This window comes from Clostridium sp. D43t1_170807_H7, from assembly GCF_015555905.1.
GTDB lineage: Bacteria > Bacillota > Clostridia > Clostridiales > Clostridiaceae > Clostridium.
On record NZ_JADNLK010000012.1, the window covers coordinates 54,777 to 79,752 of the forward strand.

Sequence of the window (24,976 nt, forward strand, 5' to 3'; positions counted from 1 at the left end):
AGATTTAGATAAAATTTAATAAATATTTTCACTTTATAAAATTAAGGAATAGTATATAATATAAACAATTAAAAGGAAGTAAATATGAGGAAAGAATCTATTATTGATATAAAAAACGGAAATGTTTATGGAGGAGCTAAAGAAGAAACCATAATTTTAAAAGGTGATTATTTACATGAAGATAGCAATTATGTTGAAAGAGCAACTATTGTTATTAAGGATGAAAATAATAATATTGAAGAATATCCACTTAAACTTAATGGCTATAATATTAAGATTTTTGTTGGAAAATTTTCAAGTAACAATAGTGATGACATATATATTTATGGAGAAACAGGTGGATCAGGTGGATATGCAATTGCTTTAGTATATAAATATAATAATGGAAATTTGGTAGAGATATTTAATGGTGAAGACTTTTCAGAGAAGTATAGATGTGTTTCAAAGTATTTAGAGGAATATAGAATAGAAGTTCTTTGTCAGGCATATGAAAAAAAATATATTATGGATATTAGAAATAGTAGTAAGGATTATTTAAAACAGATCTATGATAGAGATGGTAAGATAAAAACTAATGAGGATCCTAGTATTTCATATATTAATAAAGTAGATTTAATATATGATTTAGAAGATGGATTAATTAATTTATTAGTTTATCAAAAAATAATAGGAATTAATAATAGTAATATTTTAGGTGAGATTAATAGTGTAATTTCTTTAAAAAATAATGAAGCTAAGGTATTGAATAAGTATATTACTAATAATGGAGAAAATATTTCTATTATGACTAGAACAAATGATATTAAGGAAGAAATTATAAGTCAACTTCCTGATGATGCAATTCTTATTAATCTTAATAAGTTTGGTGGTAGTAATGGATTAATTAATAAGGATATTGATGGAGATGGAATTGATGAAATAATTTGTGGATATAAATCTAAAGATACTCAATATATATCTGTATTTAGAGAAGTTGAAGGAGTAATAAAGCATTTAGATACAATTGTGGGGGAAGGGTATGATATATCTGATTTAGTAATTACTAAGTTAAAACCAAAGTCTAATAATAATATTCTTATTGGATGGAGAATTGGTTCAATATGGTCTGTTTTGGATATAGTAGAATTTAAAGAAAATAAATTTAATAAATTACTAAAGGGCGATAAGATAAATTACTCTAAAGTTGAAATAGTAGAGTTTGATAATAGAAGAAGTGGAACATCTGATATTGCTTTATGGAGTCATGAAACTGGAGAGGCTTATAAGGTACAAATATATTCATTTAGAGGAGATAGCTTAGAAAAAACATCTAAATATGATAGGGATTACTTTGAAAAGGTTGAGGAGTACTATAAGAAATTAATTGATAGGACAAGAGAAACACCACAATATTTATATTATTTAATTGATGCAGAATATAGAAGTGGTAAGAAGAGGGAAGCTATAGCAAATATAAATAAGGCATTAAAGCATTCTAAACCTTATCCATCAATAGAAGAACTAAAAAGATTAAAAAAAAGAATTAACTAAATTGTTCGTTAAAGCTTGAATGCCGTGATGACGAAAATTAATGATATTCCCTACAGAAATTGTGTAAATTCTAAAACTCATTTACAATATTTCTTCCAGTAATATCATTAATTTTTCTCTTCCATGTGGTGCGTAATATTATTCAATTATGATCTAATTACTTCAACTTTATATCCGTCTGGATCTGTAACAAAGTAGTAACGAGGTGGTTCACCAGGTAGTCCTTTTAGGTCTGTTACTTCGTAACCAAGTTCTATATGTTTCTCTCTTAAAGATTCAATGTCTGGATGACCTATAGCTATGTGGCTAAACCCATTTCCAAGGTCATAAGGTGTTTCAGGATTATAGTTATAAGTTAACTCTAATTCATAACCACCTTCTTTATTTGATAAATAAACTAAAGTAAATTTATGTTCAGGAAAATCCTTTCTTCTAGTTTCGATTAATCCTAAAGCATTTTTATAGAATTCTAATGATTTTTCTAAATCCATAACTCTAACACAAGTATGTAACATTTTAATAGACATAATATACCTCCAAAATTATATAAAAATTTATGTTTATTAATTATATCAATATAGGAAGTTTATTACAAGAGTCAAGTTTGGAATATTAAGGTTAGTAGAAATAATTAATTAAGTATGATAATATTAATAAGTATATGGTGAAATATGAATATATTTATTATATTCATTATAGATATATTTTAAATTTATTTAGGGGAGTAAGTATGTTAACAAATGTTAAGTTAATGGATTATGAGGAATATTTAAGGAATGCTAATGATGAAGAAATGATATTTATTAATGAATTATATGATCAAGGTCAAATTTTAGAAGAAGGACTAAGAGATATAATAAGTTTAAATAAACATATTAAAATATTGGTAATAACATCAACTAGATGTAAGGATTCAGCAACAATATTACCATTTTTAATAAAACTTTCTCAATTTAACGAAAATATTGAAGTGAAATTTTTATTAAAAAATGATAATGAAGAATTATTAAGTAAATTATCTGGTGAAATGAAAGTACCAACTATTATGGTTATAGATAATAATAATGTAATTAGAAAATTTGTGGAGTTTCCTAAAGGCGTAAAGGATATTTTAATAAATAATCCTAAGGAAAAGACACAGGAAATAATTGATGAAATGAGAAATGGAAAGTATAATGATTTAATTCAATTAGATTTAATTAAGTTTATTACTGGTAAGAAATATGAATATATATCATTTAATAGATTAGATAAGTAAGGTTAAACCTAGGAGATTTCTCCTATGTTTTTGTATAAGGAGAAGATTAACAAATGAGAAAGTTTAAAAAGGTATATATAGAGATTACAAATGTTTGTAATTTAAGTTGTAATTTTTGTCCGAAGACTAAAAGAAAATATAAATTTATGAATAAGGAAGAATTTAATTATATTTTAAACGAAGTAAAGCCTTTTACAGAGCATATATATTTGCATTTGATGGGAGAACCTTTATTAAATGAAAATATAGAAGATTTTTTACAGGAAAGCGGTAATAAGGGACTTCATGTTAATTTAACAACTAATGGAACATTGTTAAATAAGGTTGGAGATAAGCTTATTAAAGCAAGGTCATTAAGACAAGTAAATATTTCTCTTCATAGTTTTGAAGCAAATAAAAAAACTGTGGAATTAGAAGAATACTTGAAAGATGTTAGTAGTTTTATAATAAAGGCTAGAGAAAATAGTGATATAATTTGTGCAATAAGACTATGGAACATGGATAGTAATGATTTAAAGGGTGAGAATAACTTAAATAGAGAAATTTTAAAAATGCTTGAAGAAAACTTAAATCTTGATTTTTCGTTGGCAGAAAAGTTACAAGAAACAAATAGAATTAAGCTAAAGGATAAAGTATATTTAAATATGGCAGAAAAATTTCAATGGCCAGATATAAAAATTGATAGTTTGGGAGAAGAAGTTTTTTGCTATGGACTTAGAAATCAAATTGGAATTTTGGTAGATGGTACTGTTGTACCATGTTGTTTAGATAGTGACGGAAATTTACCTTTAGGAAATATTTTTGAAAAATCATTAAAAGAAGTACTAGAGGGTGAAAGAGCAACTAATATATATAATGGTTTTTCAAGAAGAGTAGCAGTTGAAGATTTATGTAAAAAATGTGGTTATGCTACTAGGTTTAAAAAGTAATAATTCAATGAAAGGCACCTAATAAGTTTAATATTCTTATTAGGTGCTTTATATAGATTAAAAAAAGCTAAGATTGTTTTCTTGAGAAATAACCTTTAATAATGTTGGCATATAATTATCTAATAGTTCAAAGTTGTCATTAATTTCTTTTTTGATTGATAATAGGCATCTATAGTTTGTTTTCTTTGAATAACAGTGAGTATTATTAGATTTAAATTTAACTTTCCAAACTTCACAACCTTGAAAAGGATTAGCAGTACCAATATAAAGAGAATTAGAAGAGTCTACAAATAGAGTTCTGCCACCATAATTGTATCTATTAGCCAAACCATTTAGAAATACTGGTGTGAAGTTAATTCCATCAGTAGATTCATAAAGGTCAAATCCAAACGGATAATCTATAGAGTTTAACTGAGAAACTATAGATTGATATATTTTAATAAGTTTATTTGTTGTTGCAGTGCCAATTTTATTTTCTATTGTAGTCTTATTAGTAACAAGAAATTCTAAGATAACTTCCATATTACTTGAATCATCAAAAGTACTTATTAATAATTTGTCTTGATATTCTTTTATTTGCCATGCATATACATTAAAAGGGTTATTAAAACCAGAGTTAAAACCAGACAAGCTATTAGTTCTTATTCCTTTAGATGGAGCTGAAGGAATTACAGGTTTGCTACCTACAACTAATTTCCAATTGTCATTAGGGGAGATTCTTATAATGTCACATCCCATTGGAGCAAGCCAAGTTAGAGGAAGTTTTTTAGTAGCACTTACATAAAGATAGTTTTTAAAAGCACCCATACTTAGAGTATATTGATTTGCAGCATCACCAAATCCATTGTCAACAATAAGAGTCCAATCATTTAGTTTTGGTGTAGAGTTATTTGTTCTCCAAACTTGAACGCCATCAGTATTATTGGTAGCAACATAAATTTTATCATTAAAAACTTTCATTTCGCTTATGGAGCCATTTGGATTTTTAGATTTATCATATAATGGATTGTCAGCATTGATTACATCTTCCCAGGGATAAAACTCTGGATCTATACTACTATATAAGTTAGGAATTAATGTAGGATTTTTTTCATCAATAGTAGCAATGTATAATTTGCCTTTATGGCTTATCATTGCACGAGACGAGGTTCCTTTAAGGATCATATCAGAAAGCGGAAACCAATTTACACCATTACTAGATTTAAATATCTTTAACTTTCCACCATAACTAGCAGCATACAGGTTGTTATTGCCATTAAAAGGTTTATGAGAAACTATAAATCTAAGTCCTGATAGTTGAAGATACTTTGGAACAGAATAAACCTTTTCCCAGCATAGAGTATCATCTTTTTTATATCTCCAAATTTCAGGAGAATTATTAGCTGCAGGTGGAGTTATTGAAATAGGAGTAATTATTTCAGGTGAAATACTATTGATTATATTATAAGCAATATTTCTTCCAGTACCAACATAGATATATTGATCTAATTGCTCAATTGACCAAGCATAATTATTTTGACGGGCATTGTTTAAATTGTTGGAATCAAATCCAGTTGTTGGGGTAATGTTTTTAAAAGAATACATAACATAAATTCTCCTTTATCATTTGGTTTTTAGATATTTTATATCTAATATACAATATATGAAAATATAAAATTGTAAGTTACATTTAAAATATAATCAGGTTGACATTTATTGAAAAGTTGTTAAAATTACTTGTGTAGGAAAATGTCGAAAAAGACAAAGTGAAAATAATAAAAATAAGATTTTTATTAAATATAGGGTAAAGATAGAGGTTGCAATATTAAAGAGTAATATTAAGGAGATAAGCACGATGAATTAATATGAAAGGTAATATTGCCGAAGTATATAGAGGAGGCTTTAAATCTATATACTGGGTTTGTATAAAATATATGCAAAACTGTCACAATAATAATTGTGGAGAGCTATCTTTGTGTTTGTTTATTAGTAAGTACAAGCTCAAAGAGTAGGCTTTGGGCTTATTTTTTTACCCCAAACTAAGGAGGAAAAATGGAAAACAAGAGTTTAAAAAAAGAAATTAGTCTTTTTATGGCCACAATGCTTGTGTGTGGTAATATGATTGGTTCTGGAGTATTTATGTTACCATCAACATTAGCACAGGTTTCTGGACCAGGAGCTACAATTATTGCATGGATTTTAACAACAGTTGGATCTATATTAATTGCAATTTCATTTGCAAATCTTGGTACAAAATATCCATCAACAGGCGGAGCTTACCACTATACTAAAGAGGCTTTTGGTGACTTTGCTGGATTTTTAAGTGCTTGGCTTTATTGGAATGGTTCGTGGATAGGAAATGCAGCTATATTAGTTGCAATTACTAGTTATGCATCAGTAGTATTTCCGGCATTAAATAATCCTACAATATCAATAATATTTTCAAGTGCAGTTCTATGGATTTTTACTTTAATAAACATATCAGGTGTAAAAAAAGCTGGAAAGATTCAATCATTTGTTACAGTATTTAAAATAGCATTTTTTGCATTATTTATAATAGTTGCATTTTTAAATTTTGATTCGGTTAATATATTACCACTATATCCAGAGGAAAAGGGACTTAGTACAGTTCCGTTAGCAGCAACTTCAACTCTTTGGGCATTTATAGGACTTGAAAGTGCAACAGTGGCAGCAGGTGAACTAAAAAATCCAGAGAAGAATGTAAGAAAAAGTACAATTTATGGACTTATAATATCTGCAGCAATATATCTATTAATAAGTATAGGTAGTATGGGCGCTATGAATAATAAGGAATTAGCACAAAGTTCAGCACCACTTACAGATATATTAACTAATGCATTAGGAACTCAAGTAGGAAAAATCCTTACAATTGCTGTTGTTATTTGTATTTTAGGAACTATAATTGGGTGGCTTTTATCTACAGCTAGAGTAGGCTATGCAGCTGGAGTTGATGGAGTATTCCCTAAGTTTTTTGGTAAGATAAATGAAAAGACAGGAACACCGGTAAATTCATTAATATTTGGGTCAGTATTAGTTAATATATTATTAGTAATGAATTTCCAAAAAGGTATGGTTGATGCATTTACATTTATAACAATACTTGCAACACTTTCATATCTTCCAGTTTATCTTTTAAGCATATCAGCAGAAATGATGCTTACTTTTAAAGAAGAGAAAAAGTTTAACTTTAAAATATTTATTAAAAAATCTATTTTACCATTATTAGCATTTATATATGTTCTTTGGACTATATATGGTTCAGGAGCAGAAACTGTTATGTGGGGATTTATATTAATGTTAATAGGTATACCTGTATACATATATAATTATCATAAGAATAAGCTAGGATAAATTTAATTAAAAAAGTCAGTAATAATTTGAACTATAGATTGTCTATTAAAACAGATAAAGTTCATTAATTATTTACTGGCTTTTTTGTAAAGTTAAATTATTTTTAATAAATAATTAACTTTAGAAAATCTTAATAACTTTTAATTATAAACTATGTTAAAATAGAAGTAGTATTTTAGAGGTGGAGGAAAAAAATGAAGATAAATTGGAATAATAAATACGCAACAATAGCAATGTATGCATTTTTAGTTATTTGTGCAAGTATTCTTTTATATTTAGGAATTTCACAGATTAACTCAATAAAAGCAAGTGTTAATGATTTTATTGGAACACTGCAACCATTTATTATAGGAGGGGCATTAGCATATTTATTAAACTTTATTTTAAAATTTTATGAAGATTATATATTATCGCATAAAACTTTTAAAAGATTAAAAAAGTCAGGTAAAAGAGGAATAGGATTATTATTAACTTATATTACTGCAACTATAATTACATATTTATTTATACAATTTGTATTACCACAATTACTAGATAGTATTATAGGGTTAGTAAATAATATACCTCAATATCTAAATGATCTAACAAAGGTTACTAATGATATATTTGATAATTTAAATTTACAACCAGAATACATTAGTTTAATTACTGATAAATTTGGTGAAGCAATTACATATATTATAACACTAATAAGTAATTTAGTACCGGTTATTGGTAATTTTATAGTGGGTGCAACATCTAGTATATTAAATATAATAATAGGAATAATAATTTCCATTTATATATTAATAGATAAAGAAAAATTTATGGCATTAGGTAAAAAAATAGTATATGCATTATGCTCAGAGGAAAAAGCTAAATTTATTTTAAGATTAGCAACTCAAAGTAATATGACATTTAGTAGATTTATTGGTGGTAAAATTTTAGACTCATTTATAATAGGATTATTAACTTTTGTAATATTAACTATATTTAAGATGCCGTATATATTATTAATTTCAGTAATAGTCGGTGTTACTAATATTATTCCATTCTTTGGTCCATTCATAGGGGGGATACCAGCAGCAATAATTATATTATTTGTGTCTCCGATACAAGCATTATGGTTTGTTGTAATCATAATTGTAATTCAGCAAATCGATGGAAATATAATTGGACCTAAGATATTGGGAGATTCAATTGGAATATCGGCATTTTGGATATTATTCTCATTATTAGTTGCAGCTAAGTTTATGGGATTTGTAGGAATGATAATAGGAGTTCCTTTATTTGCAATATTCTATTCAATAATTAAAGAAATAGTTGAGGAAAGATTAAGAAAAAAAGGATTACCTATATAAACAGAAAAATATAAATAATATTATTTATATATGTATATAAATTTTAAAAGTGTCTATACTATAATAATGTAAAGACAAGGAAGGTATACAAACAGTAACTAATAATTCATTATTTTGTTGTTATTTTTGTTTAAACCTTTCATAGTATGGAGGAATTTTAAATGGCAGACAAAACATTAACATGTAGAGACTGTGGAAGTGAATTTGTTTTCACTGAAGGAGAACAAGAATTCTACAAGGAAAAAGGATTTGAAAATGAACCAACAAGATGTCCAGCTTGTAGAAAAGCTAAGAAACAACAAAATAATAGAAGATAATTATAAAGTATGTTTCTTAAGAGCTATAGAAGTATTCTATAGCTCTTTTAATGCAAAAAATCTGGCAACCTATCATTAGATAGTTTCCAGATTTTTTTATTATATAGAATTTAATGATTTTATCATAATTGAATTAAGAGCTTGCTCAACATCAACTTGGCTGATTAGACTTACTAAGGATTCATTTAATCCTTGTGCTTTTCTTAATAAGTCTATAGATTTTTCAAAATTTCCGTTTTTACCTTCTATTAATGCAGTATAGTAGTAAGGTTCAATAAAACGAACATTTTCATCAATTAAAGTATCAAAATATTTCTTTGCTTCATCAAATTTTTCAAGCTTATAGCATATTTCTGCATAGTTAGATTTAATGATGTTATTATCAGAATTAAACTCCATAGCTTCAATAACATAATTCTTTGCTTCATCAAATTTCTTAGAGCCTAATAATAATGAAGTTAGTGTTTCGTATATATAAGTGTTTTTATTACTAGCTAATAAGTTTTTTAAAGAAGTTATTGCTTCTTCTTTTGAGCTAGTTTTCCAATTAACAATTGCTTTTGTAACTTCTAAATTTAGAATCTCATGTGGTTTAATAGATTTAGTTTTTAAATTTTCATTTACATATTCTTTTGCTATTGATGGTTTACCATATTTTAATTCACAAATTAAGTAATTTGTTATTATAACACCATTAGCCCAAGTAGACATGGCTGCATCTCTATAAAATTCTAATGCGGTTGTATAATCTTCAAGTTTATATGCGTTCATACCCTTAAATACTTTAATATAATGTTTTTTTGTAATGATTAAGTAGACTAAAAATAATACTAAGAATAAAATTATAGCTAATTGTATTCCAAGAAAAGTTGCTGATATTAAAGAAATTGTAGCTATAGATAGTAAAATTATAGTCTCTTTGTTTAAATTTTTTCCCATAAAATCCTCCATTAGTTGTATTGTTTTAGCAAAGTTTAATATAATATGTAAAGTAAGAACTAGTGAAATCTAGTTAACTATAGTTATTATTATACAATATGTAAATAATTTAACAACCTGTTAATAAAAGTTAATGGTTTAATGGTTTTAATTGGAATAAAAAGGAGTATAATAAATTTAGTATAAAACTAAGTCAAGGAGAATAGTTATGAGAGTAATGTCTTTTAATTTAAGAAGTGATTTTATTTTAGATTTTAAAAATAGATGGGATAATAGAAAGCATATAGTGTATGATATAATAGATAAATATAAATGTGATATTATAGGAGTTCAAGAAGTAACCAATAAGATGTATGAAGATATAACTTTAAATGTTGATAATTATAATATAATAGGTAGTGCACGAAGTAAAGGATTTTTTTCAGAGAGAAATAATTTATTTATTAGAGAAAATCATAAGATATTAAAGCATAAAACATTCTGGCTATCTAAAAGTCCTGATAAGGTAGGAAGTCAACTTTGGTATTCATTATATCCAAGAATATGTACAACTGCTGTAGTAGAATTAAAAAGTGGTGAAAAGGTAAGAGTATATAATACACATTTAGATTGCTTTTTACCTCAAGCTAGAGATTTTGGATTAAAGAAGTTAGGACAATTTATTGAAAAAAATCGTAAAGAAGAAAAACTACCTATAATTATAATGGGAGATTTTAATGCAACACCTAATAGTAAAATTATTAAAAAATTTGCTGCTGGTGAATATAGTACAGATAGATTTGTAGCTGTACAAGAAGTGAAAAAAGAATTATATAGCAAATCAACTATGAGTAGCTTTAAAGGGAAGGAAAAAGGACTTCATATTGATTATATTTTTGTTAGTGAAGATTTAGAAATTATTGATGTTGATATTGTTAAAGATAATATTAATGGGAAATATCCATCAGATCATTATCCATTAATTGCAGATATTAGAATAAAAAAATAAATGATATTGAGAAAATTATATATTTTGTTAATAGAGTAAAGAGGGCTAAGATTTTAGCACTCTTTAAATTTACAATTAATTAATATTTATTATTAAAAATATTAAAGTTTAATTATTTAACTTTTTTGAACTAAAATTTTAATAAGATATTAATTTTTAATTAACAATAAAAATTGAAAAACAGTAGAGTCAAGGTAAATTAATATATCTATATCAAAATAAATGGAAAATAAAGAAAAATAAAGAAATATTGTGAATAGGATATAAAAGTTAACTTAAAAATGAAAAATGGAAATAAAAGGGTTGAAAACTAAAATTGAAAAAATAGTCCAAAAAGTATAAAGTTTAATTCAAGAGAATGATAGGGGGAGCATACTATGGAGAAAATATCACGAGCAATAGCTAAAAATAGGATTTTTATTTTAATAGTAGCAATTGTTTTATTAATACCATCTGCAATTGGCTATTTTACAACAAAAGTTAACTATGATATTTTAAGTTATTTACCAAATGATTTGGAGACAAGGGAAGCTCAAAAAATATTAAAAGATGAATTTGATTGTGGATCTTTAGCAATGTTAATTGTTGAGGGAATGGATAATAAGGATGTATCAAAGTTAAAAGAGAAAGTGTCTGATGTTGATGGTGTATCAGAAGTTATATGGATAGACGATGCCCTTGATATTTCCGTTCCAAAGGAGATATTACCGGCTTCAGTAAGAGATATGCTTTTTTCAGATGATTCAACATTAATGATTGTTAAATTAAAAGATACAGATGCCAGTGAAAGCACTGAAAAAGCAATAGAAGAAATAAGAAGTATTACTGGAAAGCAGGGATTTTTAAGTGGGATTGGAGGAGTAATAAAAGATACAAAGGATTTAGCAGACAAGGAAACTCCCATTTATATTTTAATAGCTGTGATAGTATCGATAATAATTTTAAGTTTGACTATGGAATCTTTTATAGTTCCTATTATATTTATGCTAAGCATAGGGATGGCAGTAGTTTACAATATGGGAACCAATATTATATTAGGAGAAATTTCTTATATAACAAAGGCATTATCGGCTGTATTACAACTTGCTGTAACAATGGATTACTCAATTTTTTTACTTAATAGATATGATGAAGAAAGGGCCAAGCAATCTAATAACACTGATGCTATGGCGGTTGCAATAGAAAAAACTATTTCATCTATTGCGGGCAGTTCATTAACTACTATTGCTGGATTTTTATCATTATGTATTATGGAGTTAGGATTTGGAAAAGATATTGGATTTGTAATGGCTAAAGGAGTTATATTTGGTGTTATATGTACTATAACAGTATTACCAGCAATGATATTAACATTTGATAAACTTATTCATAAATTTAAACATAAAACATTATTACCTAAGTTTGAAAGAAGTTCAGCATTTATAATAAAACATCATAAATTATTTGTTATTATTGGAGCTATTGTGTTAATACCAGCTGTTATAGGAAATAATAATACAAAAGTTTATTATAACTTGGATGAATCGCTTCCAAAGGACCTACCTTCTATTGTAGCTAATAATAAATTAAAATCAGAGTATAATATGATGTCAACTAATATAATTTTGGTAAGAGATGATTTAGAAGGTTATAAAGTTAATCAAATGATTAATGAATTAAAAAAGATTGATGGAGTAACTTCAGTAGTTGGATTAGAAGATATATTAGGAGTAAGAATTCCGCAAAACTTCATACCGCAGGATTTATTAGAAAAAATCAAAAGTGGTGGGTATGAAGAGATAATGCTTAATTCAGAGTATAAAGCTGCATCTGATGATGTAGGAGTTCAATTAAAGGAAATAAATAATATTGTTAAAAAGTATGATAAAGATGGATTAGTTGGTGGTGAAGCACCATTAACAGAAGATTTAATTACAATAGCAGATAGTGACTTTAATAGAGTTAATATAACATCAATTTTAGTTATATTTATAATAATACTATTTGTATTTAAATCAGCAATAATTCCTATATTATTAGTTATATCTATTGAATTAGCTATTTTTATTAACTTAGGAATTCCATTTTATACAGGTACAAGCATTCCTTTTATATCATCAATAGTAATAGGAACTATTCAATTAGGGGCAACTGTAGATTATGCAATTTTATTAACATCCAGGTTTAAAGAGGAATTAGCTTTAAATTCTGATAAGAAAAAAGCAATGATGATAGCATTACAAAGTTCATCAAGATCAGTTGTAACTAGTGCATTAACTTTCTTTGGAGCAACTGCAGGTGTTGGAATTATATCAGATATGGAAATGATAAGCTCTTTATGTAGCTTGCTGTCTAGAGGTGCAATTATAAGTATGTTTGTAATCCTATTTGTATTGCCAGGAGTATTATTGCTTTGTGAAAAATTAATAGTAAAAACAAGCAAAACTTTTGTTGAGTGTGTAGAGGGAGGAGAAAAAATATGAGAAAAGGGTTATCAAAAAGATTAGCATGTTTAGTTACACTAATAACAGTTACATCAAATTCAGTTGTTTTTGCTCAAGATATACAAAAGGATGAAACTGTTTATGTTATATTAGATGAAAATGGAAATCCTACAGAACAAATTGTTAGTGATTGGATTAAAGGAAGTGAAAATTTAGGAGAATTCTCCGATAAGTCATCACTAACTGATGTAAAAAATGTAAAAGGTAATGAGGAACCAATTAAAAATGGAGATGAATTAAATTGGAATATTAATTCCAATGAACTCTATTATCAAGGAAAGAGTGATAAGGAATTACCAGTAACTATATCTATTAAATATGAATTTAATGGAAAAGAGGTTAACCCAAATGATGTGTTGGGGGAAAAAGGTAAATTTAAGATTTCAGTTAATATTAAAAATAATGAAAGTAAAACAGTATTAATCAATGGTAAAGAAAGGACTTTGTATTTACCATTATTAACTGCGGCAGAATTTACATTAGGTAATGATAATTTTACTAATGTAGAAGTTAATTCAGGAAAAATAATAAATGACGGTAATAATTCGTTAGTAACTTTTGTAACAATACCAGGTCTTAAGGAATCATTAGATTTAGGAGATTTATTAAATGACATCTTAGGAAACTCTAGTATTGATTTATCAGATTCTTTTGAGATTACAGGTGAAACTGATAATTTTGAAATTCCTGCAATAATGGTTCTTGCAACTACATCTAGTGAAGATATAGGTGAAATAGAGGGATTAGATAAGATTGATGATTTAAGAACTGCCTTAAATGATTTACAAACTGGTGGAGAAGATTTATTAAAGGGATCTAAAGAATTACTAGATGGACAAATTGAATTAGCAAGTAATTACTCTATATTTAATACTGGAGTAGGGACTTTAAATAGTGGAGCTATTGGACTTAGAAATGGGCTAAATACACTGAATAGTAGTGTTCCAACATTATTAAATGGAGTTAATTCTTTAAATAGTGGTGTAGGAGAGTTGAAGGGAAAATATTCACAATTTGATGAAGGAGTATCATCATTATCAGCAGGTGTAGAAAGTTTAAATAATAGAATTAGTACTTTAAGTGGAAATATACCAACATTAATTAATGGAGTTGATTCTTTAAATAGTGGTGCAGGAGAGTTAAAAGAAAAATATTCACAATTTGATGAAGGAATATCGTCATTAGCAGCAGGTACAACTAGTTTAAATGATGGTATTAATACATTAAATAATAGTGTACCAACATTAAATGATGGGGCAGTTGCATTAAATTCAGGTGTAAGTGAATTACAAGGAAAATATACAGAATTTAATGAAGGAGTATCAAATTTAGCCTCAGGAGTAAATAATTTAAATAATGGAGTTGTATCTTTAGAAGATGGATCAAACAAATTAAATGCAGGTGCAACAGAGTTGAATGGAGGACTTGGAACTTTAAAGCAATCCCAAGAACAATTTACATCTGGAGTTAATAGCTTTATAGATGGAGTTAGTGATATTAGAAATAATTATATATCAATAGATAATGGCATAAATTCAGCATTAAATAGTGCAACACAATTAAATTCAGGGTTGCAACAAGTAAATGGAGGAATTGAAAATATTCAAAGCACTACAGGAAGTTTAATTCAAATTGCCAACTCCATAGATGAAATGGCTAATGAAATTGAAGCAACAGATGCTAATCAGGCAGCTACTCTTAGAGCCTATAGTGAAAGTATTAGGGAAATTGCAAGTGGACAAAATGATGGATTATCATCTTTAAGTTCTGGAATTCAATCAGTTGAAAATGGAGCTAATGACCTACAAAATGGATTATCAAGTTTAGCTACTGGATCAGCACAAATTAAAGCTGGTTTAGCTACATTGGAACCTGGTGGTGAAGAATTAAAAGCGTCTTCTCAAGCTATTGGAGAAGGCATAAGTTCAGCATATACAGGAAGTAGTTCTTTAGTAGAGGGAACTGAAAGTTTACAAAATGGTGTTGGAACATTAAAGGAAGGAAGCAGCACATTGCTAAATGGAGCTAATTCATTAAATGATAATTCTAAATTAATAAATTCAGCTATGGGAGACTTATCTAATGGTAGCCAGGAATTAGCTGCTGGTACAGGTACTTTATTAGAGGGTACAACATCTTTAAGTGCAGGAAGTAGCACATTAGTAAATGGAGCAAATGAATTAAGCACTAATTCAAAGTTGATAAATTCTGGAATAGGCTCAATATATGATGGAACAACTCAATTATCAAGTGGAGGAAAGACATTAGCTGATGGTGTAACTGCTTTAGCATCAGGAAGCAGTAAATTATCAAGTGGAGCAAATAAGTTAAATACAAACTCAAAGAATATAAACTCAGCATTGGGAACATTATATAATGGTACAAAAGAACTAGCAAATGGAGGGAAAACATTAAGTGATGGAGTAAGTACTTTAGCTAAGGGTGGAGCTACATTGGCAGAAGGCACTAGTACATTAAAGAGTAATTCTAAAAAAATTCTTGAAGGAACTATTGAGTTAGAAAGTGGAACATCTCAATTATATGATGGTGTTGCAAAGCTTAAAAATGAAGGATTAGATAAACTTAATGATGAAGGAAGTCAAGCTTTAGATAGTATTGATGGCTTTAGTGAAGTTAAAGATGAGCTAGTTCAGATGACAAAAGAATATGGAGTATATTCAGGATTATCAAGTGATATGACTGGATCAGTTAAATTTATAATGAGAAGTGATGCAGTAAAAAGTTCTAAGAATAATAAAACTAAAGAGGAAGTTATTACTGAGAAAAGTAATACAAGTAAAAATTCAGATGAAAGTGATAAATCATTATTAGAAAAGATTAAAGATATATTTAAATAATAGATGGAGAGAGTAGATAGATTTAGGTAATAAACAAATCTATTTACTCTCCCATTATTTATTTCACGAAAAGTAATTAATGATATATGATTAAATTTACTAATCAATATTATGATATTTTTTCTTTTTTAAACCATTTTAATGCATTCTTTAATTTAATAGGATTTCCGTACATTAAAGTACCTAATCTATAAATTTTAGCAGCGCCAAGAGCTATTAAAATAGTAGATAATAATAAGATAATAAATGAAATAATTATTTCTATATTAGATACAGTACCCAGTGCAACTCTTATAAGCATAGTCATAGAAGAGCTAAAAGGTATAAATGAAGCGATTTTTATTAAAAGGCTATCACTATTTGTTAGCCCAAACATACTTATAAGGAATACAATAATAAAAATCATAGTTATAGGTGCTATACTAGAGCTAATATCTTCTGTTTTTGAAACTAAGGCACCAAGAGCTCCGAATATAAATGAGTAGAATAAGTAACCAATACTACCGAAGATAATAAATGTTAATAGGATATTACTAGGTATTTTAAACACTCCATCTAAGAGACCATTCCAAGCCCTGCTATTTAAAGTATAGCTTATCATACCAGATCCTAATATTATAGCAACCTGTAAGAAGCTTGCTAATGCAGCACCTATTACTTTACCAAATATAAGACTATTACTGCTAGCACTTGTTACCAGAACTTCAATAGCTCTATTACTTTTTTCAGAGGTAACTGAAACAGCAATTAGTTGACCATATAGTAATATCATCATATACATTGCAAAAACAAATATATAAACATAAAAGAAATTACTTGCACTATCTTTTCCTAATATAGTTATATCAGATTGAAATGGTGTGTGAATAACTGATTGTAATTCATCAATATTTAAATTATTATTTTGTGCATACTCAATTTGATTTAATGTAGATAATATGTTTTCAAAAATCATTTGATTAGTATCAGTGAAACCCAAATTATCAACTAAGTAAGAGTATTTATTTAAACTTTCAATAATAAATCCAGCTTCAGCATCACCAGATTTTATAAGATTTTCAGCTTCATCTTTACTATTTACTATAGTCCAATTTGAGTTTGGAAATGAAGTTTCAAGAATACTCTTATCACTAATAATATTATTAGTGTCCATGATAATATAGTTAGTTTTATCTTTGCTTTCTTCTATATCATCAGTGCTTTCTGTAATTTCAGAGTTATTACTTGATGATAATTGGGGAATAAGTTTAGACATATTAAATATTGAGGGTAAAGATAATCCTACGATTAATAATATTGAAATAAGTATAGTAGTAATTAGATAACATTTATTCTTAAAATAATTACTTAATTCAAAGCTTAATACATTAAAAAATTGTTTCATTATTTATCACCTGCCTTTAATACAAAAATATCTGTTAGTGAAGGTTCATATACTGAGAATTTTTCTATGTCAATATCATAATCAATGATATTTTTTAAAAAAGAATTTTTGGTACAGTTTTCACAAAGCTCTAATATTAAAAAGTCTTTCTTTATGTCATAAATACTAACTAAATCAGAAAAATTGTTTTCGCAAATCTTTTTTAATTCATTTAATGAATAATTATTAGCGCTTAAGATAAGTCTATTTCTTCCATATTCTTTTTTTATATCTTTCAAATTGCCACTTAAAGCAATATTTCCTTTATTTATTATTGCTATATCTTCACAAAACTCTTCCACATAGCTCATTTGATGACTAGAGAAAATAACAATTTTATTATCAGCAATTAATTCACTAACCACATTTTTAAGTATTTGAGCATTAACAGGATCAAGTCCACTAAATGGCTCGTCTAATATAATTATATTAGGATTGCAAACTAAGGTTTGAGCCAATTGAACTTTTTGTTGATTTCCTTTAGACAAGGTATCTAGCTTTCTATTTTCATATTCAGCAATTCCTAATCTAGTTAACCATTTCTTTGTATTTTCCTTAGCTTCTTTTTTACTAATTCCTCTTAAAGTTGCAAGATAGACTATTTGTTCTGTTACCTTTTTCTTTGGATATAGCCCTCTTTCTTCAGGTAAGTAGCCTATTTGATGATTGCGAGGTATAAAAGGTTTACCATCCAGTAATATTTCACCAGAATCACCTTTAAAAACATCCATTAGTATTCTGATAGTTGTCGTTTTACCTGCACCATTTCGGCCAAGTAATCCTAATGCTTTTCCGCTTTCTACTGAAAATGAAATTCCATGCAGAACTTCATTTCCAGAGAAACTTTTCCTTAGATTTTTTATCTCTAGTCTCATAAATAGAGTCCCCCTTTGAAAAATAAATAGATTCAATTAACTTCATAAAAGTTAATTTTAAAAATATTAAGAAGTAACTTATAACTTATTATAAAGTAATAAAGATAGAAATTCAATACTTTATTAAGAAAATTTTAGTAAATTTCAAAATAAAGTAAAATAGTATTTACATAAATTAATTAATAAAGAATTTCAGATTATTAAAAAGCAACTTTGGAAATAATATTTAGTGGAGAATAGTTTACTATTGGTGAGGATAATAATTTATATCAGGTTTAGAAAGATGAAAGGATGAAGAGGATGATAGATAAAAAAGATAAAAAAGATTATAATAATGGGTTAATTGATGGTGTAATTCCTTGTGAAGAAGAAGAAAGAAAATTAAGGCATGGAGATGAACCAAAATCAAAGAGAGGAATTACAGATATATTTAATTTCCCTAATTTAAATTAATAGTAAAAAACCCACTAAATACTATTTAGTGGGTAAATTTAAAGTATTATTTAATATTTAAATTTAAAGTGCAGCATCAAGTTGGCTTTCATCAGAATAGAATGTTGTTTCATTAAATTCGCATTCTTGTTTAGCCACAATTGTAGTACAAATTGCATCTCCAGTAACATTAACTGCAGTTCTTGTCATATCAAGGATTCTATCTATTCCCATTATTATTCCTATACCTTCAACTGGTAAACCTACTGAGTTAAGAACCATTGATAATGTTATAAGGCCAACACCAGGTACACCAGCAGTTCCTATTGAAGCAAGTGTTGCTGTTAGAATAACTGTAAGATAAGCATTTAATCCAAGTTCTATTCCAAAGGCTTGAGAAATGAAAACAACAGCTACACCTTGCATTATTGCAGTACCATCCATATTTATAGTAGCTCCTAGTGGAACTGTAAAAGAAGATATTTTTTCAGAAACACCCATTTCATTATCTAGAGTTTCTATACTTAGTGGTATTGTTGCATTTGAAGATGAAGTTGAAAATGCAAAACTCATTACTGGGAAGAATTTCTTTAAAAATGTTATAGGGTTTAGTTTCGTAAATATTTTTAACATTGCCATATATGTTATTAAGCATTGCATAACTAATGCTAATAAAACAGCAAAAATATATTTTAACATAGGAGTAAATGCACTCCAACCAATATTAGAAAATGTAGTTGCGATAAGACAAAATACTCCAATTGGAGCAGCTTTCATAACTATCATAGTCATTTTCATCATGATTTCATTGAACTCACTAAAAAAGTTTGCTACTGTTTTAGCTTTTTCATTAAGCATAGCAAGAATAATACCTACTAATATTGAGAAAAATATGATTTGCAACATATTTCCATTTGATAATGCAGAGATCGGATTTGTAGGAATTATATCCAGGATAACATCAGATACAGCACTTGCTTCACTAACTGTAGTTTCTGCAACTTCAATATTACTCATATCTAAGCCAACTCCAGGATTAATCAATTTACCTACTCCTATAGCTAAAGTAATTGCAATTGCAGTAGTAATAAGGTAAAACACTATAGTTTTTACACCAACACGTCCCAATTTTTTAGTATCGCCTATAGCCATACTTCCGCAAACTAATGAACAAAATACTAATGGTACTACAAGCATTTGCATAGCTCTCAAAAATCCTTTTCCAAGAATTTTAAACACACCATTAATTAAAATATCATCTCTTATTACTCCAGCAGGTACAAAACCGTAAAGAATAATACCACAAATTGCACCAAGTAATAAACCAATAAAAATTTTTGTTGTTAATCCTAATTTTTTTTTCATATTAGCCCCCCTTATTGTTTAAAATGCATGAAAAAAAATAAAACTTGCATTTTTATAGATTTTACCATAGAAAGAAAAAAAACACAACAAGGTATTTCGTAGAAAAACGAATAAATAATATAAAAATGAAAAAATATGTAAAAATATATGAATGATTTAAAATAAAACTTTCATTTTGTTGATAAAATTATAAAAAGTAAAATGTATAAATTTAAATAAATAGTTAATGATAAAAAGGGTGATATTTATGTTTAATTTAATATATTTAGTATTAGGAATATATCTAATAAAGATTATAGTAATAAAAATAAATATGGAATATAAAAAGAAAAAGAATGAAAAGTGTATTAAGAAAATTTCTATAAGAAAAAATATTCAATATAAAATAAAGAGTATTTTTAATGAAGAAAATAATATTTTCATATTTATGAACAATAAAAATAACTATAAAGAGGATAATAATATAAAGGATAAAGAAGAATGGAATTTGAAACGTCATAAAGCTTTGGAAAGAGCAAAGTATAAATGTGAAGAGTGTGGAAATATTACTAATTTAGAAGTCTATACTAAGGGGATTAATAATGATGAAGAGTTAATAGTACTTTGTAAAATGTGCTATGAAAAGAATATTGGTGAAATAAAATTACATTATCAATAAAAACTAAAACCTAACAGAATTAGGTTTTAGTTTTTATTTTTATAATAATATTAGATTTAAATTACTAAAAAATTATAATATATTAATTGCTAAAAAGTTCATAGTTTATTTTAGAATTATCTACACCTAATTCAACTAAAATACTTTCCACAGCTTTCATAAATACTGGTGGTCCACAAAGATAAAAATCTGAATTTAAGTTTATGTTATTTTCAAGAAAATCTTTATTTACATATCCAGTATAATCATAGTCGACACCTTCTATATCTTCATCTAATGGATTAGAGTAAAATACAGTATTTTCAATGTTTCTTAATTTAGCTATATTCTCTATATCCTTTTTGAATGGATGTATCTTAGAATTCTGTACTGCTTGTATAAAGTGAATATTATTTCTAATAGAAGATTCTTCATATAGCATAGATAATAATGGAGTTATACCAATTCCCCCTGAGATTAAAACTATATCATTATTTTTATTCTTTATAGTGAATAATCCTGTTGGAACCATTGCTTCAATAGAATCACCTATATTAAGGTTTTCATGTAGATAAGTACTAATTAAGCCACCATCAATTTTTTTTACACTTATTCTATAAGTATCTTCATTAGGGAACATAGAAAGACTATAAGTTCTTATAACATCTTTATATTTAGGATCATTAGTTTTTATTTTAAAAGGTAAGAATTGACCAGCTTTATGCTTTACAAGTTTGCTTCCATCTTTTGATTTAAAGTAAAATGAAATAATATCAGGACAAACTTCAGTTTTATCAACTAATACTAACTCTTTAAAACCATCCCAATTTTTATTATTCATAAAATACCTCCTATAATTATTAGGTAATAATAATTATTATCTAATGAAAAGTAAATAAAGTCAATATATATAGTGTATTTTACTATGGAAATCTATTAATTATGACATGAAGATATAGTTTAATCTGTTATATTTTATAGATAAAAATAAATAATTAAAAGTTAAGTAAATAGGAATAATATTTAGTGTAGTTTTTTGTGAGGTGATATTATGGAAAAAGATATATTAGATAAATTAGAATTAAAAAATAATGAAAATTTATCAAGAAATAGAATGAATGATAATGTACTTGGAATGAATAGAGATTTAGATTATTTAAAGATTAATGATGATTTCTCAAATGAGGAGGTTATAGAAGACGAATTTAGTATTATTGAAAATAATTCTTATGTAGACTTGTCAGATATAGTAAGTGATATGGAAATTAAAAAAACTGATGATATTAAAAAAGCTGATATTAGCGCATTACCCTTAGACAATGAATAGATATAAATAAAAAGAGGAGAAAATTACCTCTTTTTATTTATATATTTATTTTTATAAGCTATAACTTAACGTTAGTTTTTTTTAGCTTTTCTTTAAGAAATATTTCTTCTTTGGATAGTGGCTCTTTATTTATTGAGCGAATATTGAATAGATAAAATAATATTTGTCTTAAAGTTATAGGTAAAGTAATCATTATAATTAAGCAAAGTACTAAAACGAAATTACTTTCTATAAAACTATAATCATTTGGTTGATTAAATAAATTTAAGTATGCTTCTAAAGCAAAGACTGCTATAAATCCTATCCAGCATATTGTTTCAAGAAAAACTTCAAAGTGAACTTGGCGTTCATACTTTGTTTCTTTAGTTATATTTGATATTTCTTCATTTAATTTAGTAGAATTAATATTTCTAAAAGTATTTATGAAACTTTTAAAATGCTTAAATGGTGATAATACTTGAATAAGAAAATATCCTAATATTACAGCAAATATAATAAATAAAGTATTTAAGGTTAGATAAGTTGTTATGTTATACCATTTACCAAAGCTAGTAAATAAAATAGTGTTAAAAGATAAACTTATAAAAAACATAATACTCCAATAAACTATTTTTTTAGATGTCTCAGTTTTATGATACCTTATTTTATTTTGCAAGATAAATACAGTTAAGCCTACTAAAATTATTAATAATTCTAATTTAAACATTATAATAGCTCCCCATTCATTGTATAATTTTCATTAAGATTATTTAAGGAATCAATATATTGATTATTTAATGTCAATGAAACGATTTTATCATTAGCCCATACCACAAATTTACTTTTTATTAATACATAATCTTCATCAGTAATATTAGAGTTTTGATCTTTAAAAAACAATTCTTTAGAACTTACTATAGTTGCTAAATTAAATTGACATAAAGTTGCTAAAAACACTTGATATTCATTTAAGTTGCTTAAAGGACAGTACATAGAATATCCATTTTCTAATGTTTCTGTTAAAAGATTAAATTGGGAAATAAAGTTTTTTAGCTTAAATAATGTATTCTCAACTCTATTTTCATCACGACTAGTAATATCACCAGATAAGAGTGAAAGCATTAATAAATTTTCAATTGATTCTTTAGAATTACCTACAACTTCTTTTATTGATTTTGCAAATAGTGGTGTTTTTTCTTTACCATCAATTATGGCAAATATTAATGTTAATCCATCAATAAGTATGGCAAAAAGCAAACAGAACCAGGACATACTTAAACCTTCATTGTATTTAAAAAGATTTATTATAGGTAAAACATATAGATTATGAATTAAAAAATCTTCATCAGTTGAACTGATTTTTTCTGTATTACTAGAGATATTATTTAAAGTATAAATTGCACTTTTAATTTGAGAGTCCATTAATGAGTAAAGGTCCATTGCATTTTCGTCAGTTAATATAATATTATCTTGATTTTCAGAGTTAGTGGTATTTTTATAAGCAATTAACTTTAATTCATCATATGATTTTATAATTTCTGAATCCTTTTTATTTATAAGTAAAAATTCATTGATTTGATTTTGAAGGTCTTCTATATTACTTTCATTATTAACAATTAAAGCTTGAGAGTTTAAATTAAGTAATATAGTAGCGAAAATATCTTTATCGCCATCAATACCTTGAATGTAGTTTTGGCAATAATCTTGAATTTTAGCTAGTTTTTCATTTGTATTAAGAGAGTTTTCTTCTGGTGATATTAATTCGTAAATACTTGTAATACCTTTTTCAAATTGTTCTTTTTTACTCTTAGTTTCTATACTTTCTGAAGTGAAAGTTTCCAATGTTTTTCCGCCTAAAATAGATTCAACTTGTGAATTATATAGTTCGTTTTTTAATGATGATTTTTGCTTAGCACTATCAGTAATCATATTACCTATTGCAGTATTATATTTAGACATATCAGCGTAATATTGGTCTAAATTATCACCATAATTATTTATATTTGGCTTAGATACAGAAGTAGTTTGAGAACTTATTAAGTCATTATCTATATTTATATTGGCTATTTGTTCAGACAGATTATTATTATTTTCAATTTGCATAGTTAGAGTTGCATAGCTTGTACTTAAATCATTAATTAAGTTAAGCATAGTTTTAGTCATGGATCCCTTACTTGTTTCTATTAAAGTATCGTATTTATTAGAAATATTAGTGCTTATTTGTTTGTATTTTTCTTCTAGATAATTAATAGGGGAATTAATATAGTTATATATTCCTATATAGGAGAAGTAAGTTGAGCATAGTGTTGCTAAAGTAAGAACTACAATGAGTACTTTCCTGAAATTACATTTAAGAGTATGACTGACATAAAATACTATTAATTGAATAGATAATGCAAATAATAGTGGAGCACTTAAATTAAAAGGTAAATCAACTCCACCAAAATAAACAATGCTTCCTTTGTAGGTAGTAGCTAGAGAAATTAATTGAAGTAGTAATGTTACTATCACAATTAACCAAGATAAGGACGTCTTATTGAAAATTAAGCTAGTATCATTTCTAGCTGAAGAATTAACCATACTTTCATAAAATCTCTGTTGTTTTTTTATTTGATATTTATTATTATGGTTAGTTATTTTTTCTTTAATATTATTTTTAAAATCCATAGTAGCCTCCTTTAAGATTTATATAATTTTACTTATATATGTGGCAAAGAATTATTTCCATAAAATGTATAAAATTAATATTCTTTTAAGAAAGTCTTAATAAATTATAAATATAGAAGATTAAAATTTAAAAAAAATTTAATTATTAGAATGTTATAAATGGAAATTTACTTTTAGAACATGATTTGTAGGAGGAAAAAGACTAAGAATGTGTATATGGAAACAATAGAAAAAGGTCAGAACAAGATATAAAAACCTTAAGAAATTAGGATTAAATC

Annotated in this window: 21 protein-coding genes and 1 riboswitch; of the genes, 12 read left to right on the forward strand and 9 right to left on the reverse strand. The window is 26.4% G+C overall.

The window, feature by feature from the left end:
* Nucleotides 1-84: 84 nt before the first annotated feature.
* Nucleotides 85-1,530: a hypothetical protein gene (locus I2E98_RS09415; protein ID WP_195468663.1), complete on the forward strand. Its 1,446-nt coding sequence runs from the start codon at nt 85-87 to the stop codon at nt 1,528-1,530.
* Nucleotides 1,531-1,676: 146 nt separating this feature from the next.
* Here the strand turns inward: I2E98_RS09415 and I2E98_RS09420 are convergent, their stop codons facing one another.
* Nucleotides 1,677-2,057: a VOC family protein gene (locus I2E98_RS09420; protein WP_195468664.1), complete on the reverse strand. Its 381-nt coding sequence runs from the start codon at nt 2,055-2,057 to the stop codon at nt 1,677-1,679.
* Nucleotides 2,058-2,260: 203 nt separating this feature from the next.
* Here I2E98_RS09420 and I2E98_RS09425 point away from each other — a divergent pair, with 203 nt between their 5' ends.
* Both I2E98_RS09425 and I2E98_RS09430 read left to right on the forward strand, forming a co-directional pair.
* The gene (locus tag I2E98_RS09425; RefSeq protein WP_195468665.1) at nt 2,261-2,788 is read left to right on the forward strand and encodes a thioredoxin family protein; all 528 of its coding nucleotides are present in this window, start codon (nt 2,261-2,263) and stop codon (nt 2,786-2,788) included.
* 53 nt (nt 2,789-2,841) lie between these two features.
* Nucleotides 2,842-3,717, forward strand: a complete 876-nt coding sequence (locus I2E98_RS09430; protein ID WP_195468666.1) for a radical SAM/SPASM domain-containing protein — start codon at nt 2,842-2,844, stop codon at nt 3,715-3,717.
* A gap of 57 nt (nt 3,718-3,774) precedes the next feature.
* Here the strand turns inward: I2E98_RS09430 and I2E98_RS09435 are convergent, their stop codons facing one another.
* The gene (locus I2E98_RS09435; RefSeq protein ID WP_195468667.1) at nt 3,775-5,301 is read right to left on the reverse strand and encodes a hypothetical protein; all 1,527 of its coding nucleotides are present in this window, start codon (nt 5,299-5,301) and stop codon (nt 3,775-3,777) included.
* A gap of 198 nt (nt 5,302-5,499) precedes the next feature.
* Nucleotides 5,500-5,674: riboswitch (Lysine riboswitch) on the forward strand.
* Nucleotides 5,675-5,748: 74 nt separating this feature from the next.
* On the opposite strand from I2E98_RS09435, the gene I2E98_RS09440 reads away from it, so the two are divergent.
* The 3 genes from I2E98_RS09440 to I2E98_RS09450 all read left to right on the forward strand — a co-directional run bounded on the left by I2E98_RS09440 (nt 5,749) and on the right by I2E98_RS09450 (nt 8,725).
* The gene (locus I2E98_RS09440) at nt 5,749-7,068 is read left to right on the forward strand and encodes an amino acid permease (protein ID WP_195468668.1); all 1,320 of its coding nucleotides are present in this window, start codon (nt 5,749-5,751) and stop codon (nt 7,066-7,068) included.
* A 194-nt stretch (nt 7,069-7,262) separates the two neighbouring features.
* Nucleotides 7,263-8,408 carry an AI-2E family transporter gene (locus I2E98_RS09445; protein ID WP_195468669.1) on the forward strand — a complete coding sequence of 382 codons (1,146 nt, stop codon included), beginning with the start codon at nt 7,263-7,265 and terminating at the stop codon, nt 8,406-8,408.
* A gap of 161 nt (nt 8,409-8,569) precedes the next feature.
* The gene (locus I2E98_RS09450) at nt 8,570-8,725 is read left to right on the forward strand and encodes a zinc-ribbon domain-containing protein (RefSeq protein WP_133015847.1); all 156 of its coding nucleotides are present in this window, start codon (nt 8,570-8,572) and stop codon (nt 8,723-8,725) included.
* Nucleotides 8,726-8,824: 99 nt separating this feature from the next.
* Here the strand turns inward: I2E98_RS09450 and I2E98_RS09455 are convergent, their stop codons facing one another.
* Entirely contained in the window at nt 8,825-9,664 is an 840-nt protein-coding gene (locus tag I2E98_RS09455; protein ID WP_195468670.1) for a tetratricopeptide repeat protein, read from the reverse strand.
* Nucleotides 9,665-9,872: 208 nt separating this feature from the next.
* On the opposite strand from I2E98_RS09455, the gene I2E98_RS09460 reads away from it, so the two are divergent.
* From I2E98_RS09460 to I2E98_RS09470, 3 genes are all read left to right on the forward strand, one after another.
* Nucleotides 9,873-10,652 carry an endonuclease/exonuclease/phosphatase family protein gene (locus tag I2E98_RS09460; RefSeq protein ID WP_195468671.1) on the forward strand — a complete coding sequence of 260 codons (780 nt, stop codon included), beginning with the start codon at nt 9,873-9,875 and terminating at the stop codon, nt 10,650-10,652.
* A gap of 377 nt (nt 10,653-11,029) precedes the next feature.
* Entirely contained in the window at nt 11,030-13,114 is a 2,085-nt protein-coding gene (locus I2E98_RS09465) for an MMPL family transporter (protein ID WP_195468672.1), read from the forward strand.
* On the forward strand, nt 13,111-15,993 hold the full coding sequence (locus I2E98_RS09470; RefSeq protein WP_195468673.1) for a hypothetical protein: 2,883 nt from the start codon (nt 13,111-13,113) through the stop codon (nt 15,991-15,993). The genes I2E98_RS09465 and I2E98_RS09470 overlap by 4 nt, the downstream gene beginning before the upstream one ends.
* A 109-nt stretch (nt 15,994-16,102) precedes the next feature.
* Here I2E98_RS09470 and I2E98_RS09475 read toward each other — a convergent pair whose 3' ends face one another.
* A complete protein-coding gene (locus tag I2E98_RS09475; RefSeq protein ID WP_195468674.1) occupies nt 16,103-17,377 on the reverse strand; it encodes an ABC transporter permease in 1,275 nt (424 codons plus the stop codon).
* Nucleotides 17,377-18,291, reverse strand: coding sequence for an ATP-binding cassette domain-containing protein (locus I2E98_RS09480; protein WP_195468675.1), 915 nt, complete (start codon nt 18,289-18,291; stop codon nt 17,377-17,379). Before I2E98_RS09480 ends, I2E98_RS09475 begins: the two co-directional genes overlap by 1 nt.
* Nucleotides 18,292-18,591: 300 nt before the next feature.
* Between I2E98_RS09480 and I2E98_RS09485 the strand changes: the two genes are divergently transcribed.
* Nucleotides 18,592-18,744, forward strand: a complete 153-nt coding sequence (locus tag I2E98_RS09485) for a hypothetical protein (RefSeq protein WP_195468676.1) — start codon at nt 18,592-18,594, stop codon at nt 18,742-18,744.
* Nucleotides 18,745-18,807: 63 nt separating this feature from the next.
* Here I2E98_RS09485 and I2E98_RS09490 read toward each other — a convergent pair whose 3' ends face one another.
* Nucleotides 18,808-20,088 carry a dicarboxylate/amino acid:cation symporter gene (locus tag I2E98_RS09490; protein ID WP_195468677.1) on the reverse strand — a complete coding sequence of 427 codons (1,281 nt, stop codon included), beginning with the start codon at nt 20,086-20,088 and terminating at the stop codon, nt 18,808-18,810.
* A gap of 247 nt (nt 20,089-20,335) precedes the next feature.
* Here I2E98_RS09490 and I2E98_RS09495 point away from each other — a divergent pair, with 247 nt between their 5' ends.
* Nucleotides 20,336-20,746 carry a hypothetical protein gene (locus tag I2E98_RS09495; RefSeq protein ID WP_195468678.1) on the forward strand — a complete coding sequence of 137 codons (411 nt, stop codon included), beginning with the start codon at nt 20,336-20,338 and terminating at the stop codon, nt 20,744-20,746.
* Nucleotides 20,747-20,828: 82 nt separating this feature from the next.
* Here the strand turns inward: I2E98_RS09495 and I2E98_RS09500 are convergent, their stop codons facing one another.
* Nucleotides 20,829-21,566 carry an FAD-binding oxidoreductase gene (locus I2E98_RS09500; protein WP_195468679.1) on the reverse strand — a complete coding sequence of 246 codons (738 nt, stop codon included), beginning with the start codon at nt 21,564-21,566 and terminating at the stop codon, nt 20,829-20,831.
* A 210-nt stretch (nt 21,567-21,776) separates the two neighbouring features.
* Here I2E98_RS09500 and I2E98_RS09505 point away from each other — a divergent pair, with 210 nt between their 5' ends.
* Nucleotides 21,777-22,052 carry a hypothetical protein gene (locus I2E98_RS09505; protein WP_195468680.1) on the forward strand — a complete coding sequence of 92 codons (276 nt, stop codon included), beginning with the start codon at nt 21,777-21,779 and terminating at the stop codon, nt 22,050-22,052.
* A gap of 58 nt (nt 22,053-22,110) precedes the next feature.
* On the opposite strand, the gene I2E98_RS09510 is transcribed toward I2E98_RS09505, so the two are convergent.
* A complete protein-coding gene (locus I2E98_RS09510) occupies nt 22,111-22,758 on the reverse strand; it encodes a hypothetical protein (RefSeq protein WP_195468681.1) in 648 nt (215 codons plus the stop codon).
* Nucleotides 22,758-24,698 (reverse strand): hypothetical protein, encoded by a 1,941-nt coding sequence (locus I2E98_RS09515; RefSeq protein WP_195468682.1) that lies wholly within the window; start codon nt 24,696-24,698, stop codon nt 22,758-22,760. Before I2E98_RS09515 ends, I2E98_RS09510 begins: the two co-directional genes overlap by 1 nt.
* Between the last annotated feature and the right edge of the window lie 278 nt (nt 24,699-24,976).

What these genes read in the sequence shown, in the direction of transcription:
- I2E98_RS09420 (WP_195468664.1), bottom strand. Translation starts at nt 2,057, where the DNA reads ATGTCTATTAAAATGTTACATACTTGTGTTAGAGTTATGGATTTAGAA.
- I2E98_RS09455 (WP_195468670.1), bottom strand. Translation starts at nt 9,664, where the DNA reads ATGGGAAAAAATTTAAACAAAGAGACTATAATTTTACTATCTATAGCT.
- I2E98_RS09485 (WP_195468676.1), top strand. Translation starts at nt 18,592, where the DNA reads ATGATAGATAAAAAAGATAAAAAAGATTATAATAATGGGTTAATTGAT.
- I2E98_RS09435 (WP_195468667.1), bottom strand. Translation starts at nt 5,301, where the DNA reads ATGTATTCTTTTAAAAACATTACCCCAACAACTGGATTTGATTCCAAC.
- I2E98_RS09515 (WP_195468682.1), bottom strand. Translation starts at nt 24,698, where the DNA reads ATGGATTTTAAAAATAATATTAAAGAAAAAATAACTAACCATAATAAT.
- I2E98_RS09460 (WP_195468671.1), top strand. Translation starts at nt 9,873, where the DNA reads ATGAGAGTAATGTCTTTTAATTTAAGAAGTGATTTTATTTTAGATTTT.
- I2E98_RS09445 (WP_195468669.1), top strand. Translation starts at nt 7,263, where the DNA reads ATGAAGATAAATTGGAATAATAAATACGCAACAATAGCAATGTATGCA.
- I2E98_RS09495 (WP_195468678.1), top strand. Translation starts at nt 20,336, where the DNA reads ATGTTTAATTTAATATATTTAGTATTAGGAATATATCTAATAAAGATT.
- I2E98_RS09505 (WP_195468680.1), top strand. Translation starts at nt 21,777, where the DNA reads ATGGAAAAAGATATATTAGATAAATTAGAATTAAAAAATAATGAAAAT.
- I2E98_RS09465 (WP_195468672.1), top strand. Translation starts at nt 11,030, where the DNA reads ATGGAGAAAATATCACGAGCAATAGCTAAAAATAGGATTTTTATTTTA.
- I2E98_RS09470 (WP_195468673.1), top strand. Translation starts at nt 13,111, where the DNA reads ATGAGAAAAGGGTTATCAAAAAGATTAGCATGTTTAGTTACACTAATA.
- I2E98_RS09430 (WP_195468666.1), top strand. Translation starts at nt 2,842, where the DNA reads ATGAGAAAGTTTAAAAAGGTATATATAGAGATTACAAATGTTTGTAAT.
- I2E98_RS09425 (WP_195468665.1), top strand. Translation starts at nt 2,261, where the DNA reads ATGTTAACAAATGTTAAGTTAATGGATTATGAGGAATATTTAAGGAAT.
- I2E98_RS09450 (WP_133015847.1), top strand. Translation starts at nt 8,570, where the DNA reads ATGGCAGACAAAACATTAACATGTAGAGACTGTGGAAGTGAATTTGTT.
- I2E98_RS09480 (WP_195468675.1), bottom strand. Translation starts at nt 18,291, where the DNA reads ATGAGACTAGAGATAAAAAATCTAAGGAAAAGTTTCTCTGGAAATGAA.
- I2E98_RS09490 (WP_195468677.1), bottom strand. Translation starts at nt 20,088, where the DNA reads ATGAAAAAAAAATTAGGATTAACAACAAAAATTTTTATTGGTTTATTA.
- I2E98_RS09510 (WP_195468681.1), bottom strand. Translation starts at nt 22,758, where the DNA reads ATGTTTAAATTAGAATTATTAATAATTTTAGTAGGCTTAACTGTATTT.
- I2E98_RS09415 (WP_195468663.1), top strand. Translation starts at nt 85, where the DNA reads ATGAGGAAAGAATCTATTATTGATATAAAAAACGGAAATGTTTATGGA.
- I2E98_RS09500 (WP_195468679.1), bottom strand. Translation starts at nt 21,566, where the DNA reads ATGAATAATAAAAATTGGGATGGTTTTAAAGAGTTAGTATTAGTTGAT.
- I2E98_RS09440 (WP_195468668.1), top strand. Translation starts at nt 5,749, where the DNA reads ATGGAAAACAAGAGTTTAAAAAAAGAAATTAGTCTTTTTATGGCCACA.
- I2E98_RS09475 (WP_195468674.1), bottom strand. Translation starts at nt 17,377, where the DNA reads ATGAAACAATTTTTTAATGTATTAAGCTTTGAATTAAGTAATTATTTT.